At 61.0% G+C, this 9926-nt stretch carries 8 protein-coding genes and 1 riboswitch; of the genes, 6 read left to right on the plus strand and 2 right to left on the minus strand.

All coding sequences use genetic code 11. The features are described from left to right. Window positions 1-16: 16 nt before the first annotated feature. A complete protein-coding gene (locus tag J7E24_RS14530; protein ID WP_215138849.1) occupies window positions 17-595 on the minus strand; it encodes a DNA-3-methyladenine glycosylase in 579 nt (192 codons plus the stop codon). A 235-nt stretch (window positions 596-830) separates the two neighbouring features. Further along, window positions 831-1064: riboswitch (cobalamin riboswitch) on the plus strand. Window positions 1065-1216: 152 nt separating this feature from the next. On the opposite strand from J7E24_RS14530, the gene J7E24_RS14535 reads away from it, so the two are divergent. Continuing rightward, complete coding sequence (locus tag J7E24_RS14535; protein WP_215138850.1) at window positions 1217-3187, plus strand: TonB-dependent receptor plug domain-containing protein; 1971 nt, start codon at window positions 1217-1219, stop codon at window positions 3185-3187. An 83-nt stretch (window positions 3188-3270) separates the two neighbouring features. Beyond that, on the plus strand, window positions 3271-4353 hold the full coding sequence (locus J7E24_RS14540) for a DUF5074 domain-containing protein (protein WP_215138851.1): 1083 nt from the start codon (window positions 3271-3273) through the stop codon (window positions 4351-4353). 153 nt (window positions 4354-4506) lie between these two features. Here the strand turns inward: J7E24_RS14540 and J7E24_RS14545 are convergent, their stop codons facing one another. Then, the gene (locus J7E24_RS14545; protein ID WP_215138852.1) at window positions 4507-4776 is read right to left on the minus strand and encodes a hypothetical protein; all 270 of its coding nucleotides are present in this window, start codon (window positions 4774-4776) and stop codon (window positions 4507-4509) included. A 238-nt stretch (window positions 4777-5014) separates the two neighbouring features. On the opposite strand from J7E24_RS14545, the gene J7E24_RS14550 reads away from it, so the two are divergent. The 4 genes from J7E24_RS14550 (at window position 5015) to J7E24_RS14565 (ending at window position 9906) form a co-directional block, all read left to right on the plus strand. Beyond that, window positions 5015-5368, plus strand: a complete 354-nt coding sequence (locus J7E24_RS14550; RefSeq protein WP_215138853.1) for a hypothetical protein — start codon at window positions 5015-5017, stop codon at window positions 5366-5368. Then, window positions 5365-5937 carry a helix-turn-helix domain-containing protein gene (locus J7E24_RS17920; protein ID WP_215138854.1) on the plus strand — a complete coding sequence of 191 codons (573 nt, stop codon included), beginning with the start codon at window positions 5365-5367 and terminating at the stop codon, window positions 5935-5937. The genes J7E24_RS14550 and J7E24_RS17920 overlap by 4 nt, the downstream gene beginning before the upstream one ends. Window positions 5938-6119: 182 nt before the next feature. Then, complete coding sequence (locus J7E24_RS14560; RefSeq protein ID WP_215138855.1) at window positions 6120-7544, plus strand: hypothetical protein; 1425 nt, start codon at window positions 6120-6122, stop codon at window positions 7542-7544. Between the two features lie 106 nt (window positions 7545-7650). Continuing rightward, complete coding sequence (locus tag J7E24_RS14565; protein ID WP_215138856.1) at window positions 7651-9906, plus strand: B12-binding domain-containing radical SAM protein; 2256 nt, start codon at window positions 7651-7653, stop codon at window positions 9904-9906. Window positions 9907-9926: the final 20 nt, after the last annotated feature.

The following is a 9926-nucleotide window of genomic DNA, read 5'->3' on the forward strand; positions in this document are numbered from 1 at the left end:
AACGATTTGCTCTACGCTAACCTACAATCTGGAGATTCCACGGCAGGCTGGCGGCTACGGCCCCGGCGTATTCCAGACCGATGCGGGGGCCGGCGAGAAGTTGGTTAGCAGAAACGATTTCTCCGTGGTCTTCTATCCAGAGCAGGTTGCCCTGCAGGTCGGTGCCGGTGAGGGCGGGCGTGAGGCCCAGCGCCTGCGTGAGCATGCCAGGGCCGGCCGTGAGGCGGTCGGGCTTGATGGCAGCGCCTCGACGCTCCTGCATAACATCGAGGCCCACAAGCGGTTCGATGGCACGGAGCAGTACGGTGTCGGTTTTGCCGGCTTCGTTGGTGCAGATGTTGAACAGCGTGTGGCGCTGGTACACTTTGTAGAGGTACACCCGGCCGCCGGGCTCCAGCAGGGCCTGGCTGGCCGTACTCAGGCGCTTGAGGTGCATGGCCAGCGAGTTGTCGCCGTGGTGCGAGTAGGCTTCGGTTTCGATGATGCGGCCGCCGGTAAGCCGGCCATCGACCCGCGAGAAGACGTGCTTGCCGAGCAGTTCACGGGCAATCTGTACCGGGTCGGGGCGGCGGTAGAACTCAGGCGGTAGTTTCATTTGTGAGTAGTGAGTAGTGAGTAGTGAGTAGTGAGTAGTGAGTGAGGTACGGGAATCAGAGCCAAACAGAACGTCATGCTGAGCGAAGCGGAGCGCAGTCGAAGCATCTCTACCGCAGCAGTAACCCAGACGCCTACACCGAAGCAACAGAGATTCTTCGACTGCGCTCCGCTTCGCTCAGCATGACGTTCTCATATCTGCCTCTTCCCTTTTTTCACTTCTAAAATTCCCCGCCTATCTTTGCGGCCGTAAAGGTGGCCGGACCCCGATTGGGGGGCGAGGCTGAAAAGGGAATCCGGTTCAAAACCGGAGCTGTCCCCGCAACTGTACGCTTCACGAGTCGGCGCGTCATCACCGGCCACTGTTTCGGCAGCTACCTTCTTTTCACTTACGAAAAGAAGATGGCGGAAATGGGAAGGCGACGCGCCAGGAGCAAGCCAGGAGACCTGCCTTTGCATTTTCCTATGTTCAGCGCCTGCGGAGGAAGGGCGGAGAACGAATGCAGTAGCGGCCTTTGGGGGCCGCAGCGTACCCTTCTGTTTTCGGACTCGGCTTTGGCCGGTGGGCGCCTAGGCGCAAACCTGACGGAGTTTTGAACTGAATTTTTCGGTCACGAAAATTTTGGTTCTCCAGACGTTTCTACCCGGACGGCTTGCCGCCCAACTCGTTTTACTCGGCGGCTTCGGCCTGCTGGCTGGTGCGGCGGTACCCGCTACGGCCCAGGCCCCCACCGATACGCTGCAAAGCCAGCAGCTGCCGGCGGTACGCGTGGCCGGGCTGCGCCCTACACGCTTTGCCGTGGGCAGCCGCCAGCTGGTGCTCGATTCGGTGGCGCTGAACAACTACCGCAGCGGCACACTGGCCGATGCGCTGGGGGCGCGCACGGCCATCTATTTGAAGAACTACGGGCCGGGGCAGTTGTCGTCCATTTCGTTGCGGGGCACCTCGGCCCGGCACACGGCCGTGCTCTGGAACGGCTTCAATATCAACCTGCCCTCGTTGGGCGAGGCAGATTTTGCGCTGCTACCCGTAAATGGCACCACGCAGGTTGACATTCAGCCGGGGCCGGCGGGTGCTACATACGGCAACGGAGCAGTGGGCGGCACAGTGCAGCTTAGTGCTGCTGCCAACAGTCCGGCCGACTGGGGCCGGGGCTGGCATGGCACCGCGCAGGGCGACTACGGCAGCTTCGGACTGGGCGCTGGCTTGGTTACGGCCGGTTTCAGCAACCGGAAAGTGGCGTTGCGCACCAGCTTCAATTACCGCCGCGCCGATAATGACTTTCCTTTTTATGTGGGAGAGGGCCGTGGCCGGGTGCAGCAGCGCCAGGAAAACGCCGCCTTCCGGCAAGCCAGCTTTACTCAGGATGCTACGTTGCGGCTGGGCCAGCGCGGCGAGCTGAGCGCCGCTATCTGGCTCACGGATGCCGACCGCCAGATTCAGCCCGGAATTGGCACCAACAACACCAATGCCGAGGAGCGCGACCAGAGCCGCCGCCTGACGGCCGGTTACCGCCGCGTGAGTACCCGCCACGAATGGGCTGTGCGCACGGCTTGGTTCGAAGACGTTATCAACTACCGCGACGATGTGAGCGGGCTCAGCGAATCGAGGGTGCGCACGAGCCAGGCCCAGGCCGAGCATACGTGGCGGCTGGCGCCCAATGCCTCGGTACGGCTGGGGGCCGAAGCCCAGTACTTCTCGGCCCAGGTAGACGGCTACGGCACGGCCCCGCGCACCGAAAACCGCTACTCGGGTTTTGTGCTGCTGCGCTACGACCCGCGGCCGCGGCTGCAACTCTCGCTGAATATTCGGCAGGCAGTGCTGCCGGGCCGCCAGCCGCCCCTCACGCCCACTGCCGGGGCCGAGTGGATGGCCCTGGCCGTCGGCCGACATACCCTTAGCCTGAAGAGCAACGCCTCGCGCAGCTACCGGGCTCCTACCCTGAATGAGCGATACTGGCGGCCCGGCGGCAACCCCGACCTGCTGCCCGAGGAAAGCCTTGGTTACGAAGGCGGGCTGGCGCACACCTATAAAACTGCTGGCCTGACGCTGCAAAACGAGCTAACCGGCTACCGCCAGCTGGTAGATAATTGGGTGCAGTGGACGCCGGGCGCCTCGTATTGGTCGCCACGCAACTTGCGGCAGGTACGGGCCCAGGGCCTAGAGGCCAGCAGCACGCTGGGCTGGCAGCCGGGCGCTTACCGACTTATGGCGCGGGCCTCCTACGCCTTCACGAGCACCGAGAAAACCCAGGGTACGGCTACCGACGCCGACCCGGTGGGCCGGCAGCTACCCTTTGTCCCCCGACATACAGTGGCACTCAGCACCGACCACGCCTGGCGGGGTTGGCAGCTAGGCACCACACTCACCTACACCGGCCACCGCTATACCGACGCCTCGGCCACCGATTTTCTGCCTGGTTACCTGCTGCTGAATGCTTCGGTAGGCCGCACGCTGGCCGTGGCCCCGGCCTGGCAGTTGCTGGTGCTGGCCCAGGGTTTCAACCTGACCAACAATAGCTACCAGAACTACCAGAACCGCGCCCTGCCCGGACGCAACGCCAGTCTCAGCCTGCGCCTGCTATGGCACTGATTTGCCAGTTGACAAACTGCTCTGGCAAATTAACACCGAACACTGAAACCTAATCACTCACTCCTATTACCTAATTCCTAAAGATGAAGCCATTTACTGCTTTTGCCAGCCTGCCGGGCCGGCTGCTACTGGGTAGCGCCGCCGCCCTTACCCTGCTGGCCTGCGACCCCGACAAAGACCCCACCCCTGGCTTGCAGCCCGTTGTTACAAACTCGGTGTTTGTGGTAAATGAGGGCAACTTTACGCGTTCAAACGCCGAAATCAGCCTGTTCAGCAAGGCCACCAGCGCGGTTACCAACAAGGCACTCTACGCGTCTGTCAATGGCGGGCCGCTTGGCGATATTGCCCAAAGCATGGCGGTGCGCGACAGCCTGGGCTATATCGTGGTCAATAACAGCAACAAGCTGGTAGTGGTGTCGATGGCAAAATTCAAGTCGAAAGCCACCATTAGCAACCTAAAGCTACCCCGGTACTTCGTGGCCGCTTCCTCCGACAAGGGCTATGTAACCGAAACGGTATCGTACAGCACCTCTTCCGGGCAGGTATCGGTTATCGATTTGAAAACCAATACGGTTACCAAGACCATTGCGGTGGGCAAGCAGCCCGAGCAACTGGCCGTAGTGGGCTCGCGCCTCTATGTAACGAACAACGGCGAAAACACAGTTACCGTCATCAACACGACCACCGATGCAGTGGAAGGCACCATTACGGTGGGCGACGGCCCGAACAGCGTGGTGGCCGACCGCAACGGCCGGATTTGGGTGCTCAGCAGCGGCAAAATAGTGTACAACCCCAACCCTACCCGACTGAGCAAAGGCAGCCTCTCGCAGATTGTACCCGGCCAGCTAACGGCCACCACCCGCGAGATGCCCTCCGACCAAAGCTCCCCCGGCAACCTGACCATCAACGGCAGCCTCGACCAGCTGTACTACACCTACTTGGGCGGCGTATACACGCTGGGCATCAACGATGCCACCCTGCCCACTACGCCGCTCATCAAACGCGGCAGCTTCTACGGTCTGGGCGTCGATCCGCAGGACGGCACGATTTACGGCGGCCTGGCCTCGTTTTCGTCATCCGACAAAGTGATTCGCTTCAGGAACACCGGCGCCGCCATCGACTCGTTCACGGTTCTGGCCGGCCCCAACGGCTTTGTATTCTATTAAGCCCTGTCAGAAGCAGCCACCGGTCTGAAAGCTGGCGTTTATTGCTGCAAAGCAAGGCCCCACACTCCTGATAGAGTGTGGGGCCTTGCTTTTTCGATCTGGTTGAAGCGCTAAACAAAAGCGCCGACGTGCTTATTTAGGTTAGTGTACCGCTTAATCGGCCAAACCGTCACGGTTGCGGTCGGGGGTATTGGCGGCTTTTTCGTATTGGTCTCTAACGGTCGTTCGGTTGGTATCGGGCTGCATGCCCGAGGCTGCCGAGTCGGCTCCCTGGTTGCTGGGGCGGAGCGCTTCGGGGTCCATCTTTTTGTCGTGGCCAATCTCCACATTGGTGGAGCCCTCTTCGTTGCCGGTGCTGCAGGCTGCAAGAGAACCAGTGAGTAGCAGAACGGCTACCAGAGGGCGGAGTAGGGCAATTTTCATGAAAGAATGAGTAGAATGTGGCAGATCAGAAACGCAAAGTACCTACTGTACGGCTGACTGCGCGACTGGTTTTTTCGTATACGCTTCCGGAGCGCCGGATGCCTCGGGCAACCGGTATGCTTCTTTTGTTTCCTTGATCAACACTACGCAGTATGGCCCTTTTACGATTCATCTTCCATCCACCCACGTAGCCACCATGCGGGGCCGCGGCCTATATTTACGCTTTCTACGTAGCGTTATGCCCCAATCTGCCAGCACTTTTTCCAAGCTCCGGCCGTTGTTTCGGCAAATGGCCTTGCTGGCTGCAATAAGCGCGGCCCTTTCGCTGGCACTGGTCTTGTACCTTTATGGAAGTCAGGATCAGTTTCTGATTCGGCTGTCTGGGGCATTTTTCGTATTTTTCTGGCTGTTGGCCACCACCTTTTTGGCCGCAGTTCCGTTTGTAAGTTGGGCGGCAGCCAACTGGTTTGGCCCGGCCTGGGCCAAAACCCCGGCTGGTCCCAGCCGGCGTAAAAAGCCTGCCGCCGTTGTTTCCCGTACTCCCGCGCGTGCTGTCGCACGGCCGAAACCCACCAACCGCAACCATCCGTGAAAACTAATCTGCTCCACATCAAAAACATGGTTTGCCCACGCTGCATCGAGGCAGTGCGCACCCTTTTCGAACAGGCCGGCTACACTCCTACCGACGTAACGCTCGGCCAGGTGCAGCTGGATGAAAACACGCCCGCCGACCCCAGCACCGTGGCCCCGTTGCTGCGCGAAGCCGGTTTCGACTTGATTATGGGCCGGGCTGACCAGCTGACCGAACAGATTAAAACTGCGCTGATTGAGTACCTGGAGCATTTGCGCACCGCCCGCATGCCGCTCACTACCTCGGCCTTCCTCACCGACCGGTTTGCGGCCACTTATTCGCACCTGAGCAAAGTATTTTCGCGCACCGCCAACCTCACCATCGAGAAATATCTGATTCGGATGAAGATTGAGCGGGTGAAGGAAATGTTGAGCTACAACGAAATGACCCTGAGTGAAATAGCCGAAAAAATGCGCTACAGCTCAGGTCAGCATCTCAGCAACCAGTTCCGCCAGGTTACCGGCCGCTCGGTAAGCGAGTTCCGCCGCGACCTGCTGCCCCGCCGCCTCTCGCTGGATCAGTTGGGGTAACGTTTCCCTCATAAGGGAAGCCAACTATTGAAAGCCGCTCGACGGGCCTGATGGCCACGTTGAGCGGCTTTTGCATTTGCCCTCCCCTATGCCTGATTTCGCACTCAGTGGGCCCGTATTGTATGTAACCTGGTGGCCCGCTGCGGAGTCTTACAGGTAGTCTACCAATCAAGTATAGCCGTATGCGTTTTTCTTTTCCGCTCACTGTGCTGGCGGGCCTGCTGGCCACGCCGGCCCTGGCCCAGCATCATCCAGGCACGCCTGCGCCAGCCGATACTGCCCGTCGCATCATGTCGGGCCAGAACCACGCCGGCCACACGATGCCACCTGCAAGCGAGGGTGCCGGGATGAGCCACGGCGGCATGGCAGACATGAGCCATGCGTATTCGCGCAACCTACCCATGAGCCGTAATGGCTCGGGCACGGCCTGGAACCCCGACAATACGCCCATGTATATGTGGATGCACCACAAGGGCGCCTGGATGATTATGAACCACGGTGCCATCAGTCCACGCTTTACCAGCCAGAACATCGGCCGCAAAAGCGGGCAGCGGGGCGGCAGCACCTTCGATGCGCCCAACTGGTTTATGACCATGGCCCAGCGTCCCATCGGCCAGAAGGGTCTGTTGAACTTTACGGCTATGCTCTCGCTCGACCCGCTCACGGAGGGCGGCAACGGTTATCCGCTGCTGTTTCAGAGTGGCGAGGCGTACAAAGGCCAGCCGCTGGTCGACCGCCAGCATCCGCACGATTTGTTTTCGGCGCTGAGCGTCAGTTACACCCATGCTTTTTCCGAGGATGTAGACCTGACAGCCTATTTTGGCTACCCCGGCGAGCCGGCTATCGGGCCGGTGGCCTTTATGCACCGGATTTCGGCCATGCCCAACCCCGATGCCGGCCTGGGCCACCATTGGCAGGACGCCACCCATATCACGTTTGGGGTGGCCACGCTGGGCCTGCGCTACAAGCAGTTCAAGCTCGAAGGCTCCAACTTTACCGGCCGCGAGCCCGACGAGCACCGCTACGGTTTCGACAAGCCCCGTGCCGACTCGTGGGCCGGCCGCCTGAGCTGGAACCCTACCCCGGCGCTGGCGCTACAGGCAAGTCATGCCTTCATCAAAGGGCCCGAAACCCTGCACCCCGATGAGGATGTGAAGCGCACTACGGCCTCCGTCATTCAGAGCAGCAGCTGGGGCGAGTACCGCTACATCACGTCGGCGCTGGTGTGGGGCATGAACCAGCACGTGCAGGACGGCCACACCGACCCGGCCTCACACTCGGTGCTGGCCGAAACCAACGTGCAGCTGGGCAAGCCGGCCGTGTACGGCCGCTACGAGTTCGTGCAGAAGTCGGACGAGGAGCTGCAAATCGTACGGTCCGACACCCCGGCTGGTACGCATCCGACCTACAACGTGCACTCCGTTACGGTGGGTGCCAATTATCGGGTAGCCCAAGTAGCTAATGTTGATTTCACGCTTGGCGCCCAGGCCACCGTGTACCGCCCCGAAAGTGAAATCCGGGGATTTTATGGCAGCGCGCCGGTGTCGGGGCAGGTGTACCTCAGGCTGAACCCCTCGCTGATGAAGATGGGCAGGATGAAGATGTAGCCCAGCCGACAGGCAAGGCCGTACCTTTGCGGGCACCTTTCGGGCCGGCCGGCAGTTGCATTGCGCACGGCCGGCCCGGCAGGCTCTACCTTTTGATTCGCGCTTGGTGACTTCGCCCAAAATTCTGCTCATTACGCCGCCGCTCACGCAGCTCAACACGCCCTACCCGGCTACGGCCTATATCAAAGGGTTTCTGGGTGGGCGCGGCTATGCCGTGGCGCAGGCCGATTTGGGACTGGAGCTGGTGCTGAAGCTGTTTTCGCGGGCGGGGCTGACGCGGGTGTTTGCCGAAATTGAAGCCGGCGACTTTATCCTGAGCGACAATGTGCGGCGGATGCTGCGGCTTAAAAACAGCTACCTGAGCACCGTGGAGCCGGTGGTGCGCTTTCTGCAGAACAAGGACAGTACGCTCGCACCCCGCATCTGCCACTCGCGTTACCTGCCCGAGGCCAGCCGCTTCGACAACGTGGCCGACCTGGAAACGGCCTTTGGCACCATGGGCCTCACCGACCAGGCCCGCCACCTGGCCACACTCTACCTCGAAGACCTGGGCGACCTGCTCAAGGAAACGGTGGGGCCGCAGTTCGGCTTTTCGCGCTATGCCGAGAAGCTGGGCATGTCGGCTACTACCTTCGACGAGCTGCACGCGGCCCTGCAAACCACGCCCAACCTGCTGGACCGCATGCTACTGGAGCTGCTCGACGACCTGCTAGCCCGCACGCAGCCCGACGTGGTGGGCTTCACGGTACCATTTCCGGGCAACCTCTACGGGGCGTTGCGGCTGGCCGGCCGCATCAAAGCCTCCTGCCCCGCCACCTATACCATTATGGGGGGCGGCTACCCCAACACCGAGCTGCGCAGCATCAAAGAGCCGCGCTTCTTCGATTACATCGACTTCCTGACACTGGACGACGGCGAAGGGCCGTGGCTGCGTTTGTTGGAAAGTATTGGTTGTCAGTTGCCCGTTGTCAGTTGTCAGGCCGTTGAAATAGGCCAGCAGAACGAACTGACAACTAACAACGGGCAACTGACAACTAACACACTGCAACGCACCTTCCTGCGCAACGCTGCCGGCGAAGTGGAGTACATCAACCACCCGCAGCCCGATATTCCGCACCCTGAGGTGGGCACACCGGATTACTCGGGGTTGCCGCTGAGTGAGTATCTGTCGGTGATTGAGGTGCTGAACCCCATGCACCGGCTCTGGAGCGACGGGCGCTGGAACAAGCTGACGGTGGCCCACGGCTGCTACTGGAAACGCTGCTCGTTCTGCGACGTGACGCTCGACTACATCGGCCGCTACGAAACCGCGCCCTCGGCCCTGCTGGCCGACCGCATCGAGCAGATTGTGGCTCAGACTGGCCAAACGGGCTTTCACTTCGTGGACGAGGCCGCGCCACCACTGGCATTGCGCGAGCTGGCCATTGAGCTGCTCAAGCGCCGTACCGGCATCACGTGGTGGGGCAACATCCGCTTCGAGAAAACCTTTTCGCCCGATTTGTGCCGGCTGCTGGCCGCCAGTGGTTGCATTGCCGTGAGTGGGGGCCTGGAGGTGGCCTCGGACAGGCTGCTGGCCCTCATGGAAAAGGGCGTAACTATTGCCCAGGTGGCCCGCGTGACGGACGGCTTCACCCAGGCTGGCATCATGGTGCATGCCTATCTGATGTACGGTTTCCCGACCCAAACCACTCAGGAAACCGTGGACAGCTTGGAAATTGTGCGTCAGCTTTTTGAAGCCGGCATCATTCAGAGCGGCTACTGGCACCGGTTTTCGATGACGGCCCACTCGCCGGTAGGCAAGAATCCGGCAAAATACCAGGTGGCTGCCGTGGGCCCCGAGCCCGGTCCGTTTGCCTGGAACGACCTGTGGCACGACGACCCCACTGGCACCGACCACGGGCAGTTCGGCCCCGGGCTGGCTAAGGCGCTTTACAACTATTTGCACGGCGTGGCCCTGCACGAGCCGCTAAGCTTCTGGTTTGATTTCCGGGTGCCCAAAACCACTGTGCCCCGCAACGTAGTGGCCCAGGCCCTACAGGAGCCCACCAAACCCGATTTCGCCAAGCAAAACCAGCGGCTGTTCTGGCTCGGCAACGCGCCCGAGCTACGCCTTGAAACCGGCAAAAAAAGCGGCCGTGCCGTACTCACCTTTTACGAGCAGGCCGAAGACTTCGAACTGAAACTGCCCGCCGCCCTCGGCCCCTGGCTGCACAATTTGCTTATCCGTCTCAGCTCCGATTACGACACCAAAATCCTGCTCAAAGATGCCGCCCGCGACTTCCCGGCGGGCCTAGCTTTTGCGCAATTCCTGGAGTCGGAAGCGTGGCGGACGTTGCGCGAGAAGGGGCTATTGGTGCTGTAGGAAGCGTAGGGAGCCAGGCC

Source organism: Hymenobacter sp. ISL-91 (assembly GCF_018613725.1).
Lineage (GTDB): Bacteria > Bacteroidota > Bacteroidia > Cytophagales > Hymenobacteraceae > Hymenobacter.

Coding starts and splice junctions, on each gene's coding strand:
- J7E24_RS14560 (WP_215138855.1), top strand. CDS start 6,120: ATGCGTTTTTCTTTTCCGCTCACTGTGCTGGCGGGCCTGCTGGCCACG.
- J7E24_RS14540 (WP_215138851.1), top strand. CDS start 3,271: ATGAAGCCATTTACTGCTTTTGCCAGCCTGCCGGGCCGGCTGCTACTG.
- J7E24_RS14545 (WP_215138852.1), bottom strand. CDS start 4,776: ATGAAAATTGCCCTACTCCGCCCTCTGGTAGCCGTTCTGCTACTCACT.
- J7E24_RS14530 (WP_215138849.1), bottom strand. CDS start 595: ATGAAACTACCGCCTGAGTTCTACCGCCGCCCCGACCCGGTACAGATT.
- J7E24_RS14550 (WP_215138853.1), top strand. CDS start 5,015: ATGCCCCAATCTGCCAGCACTTTTTCCAAGCTCCGGCCGTTGTTTCGG.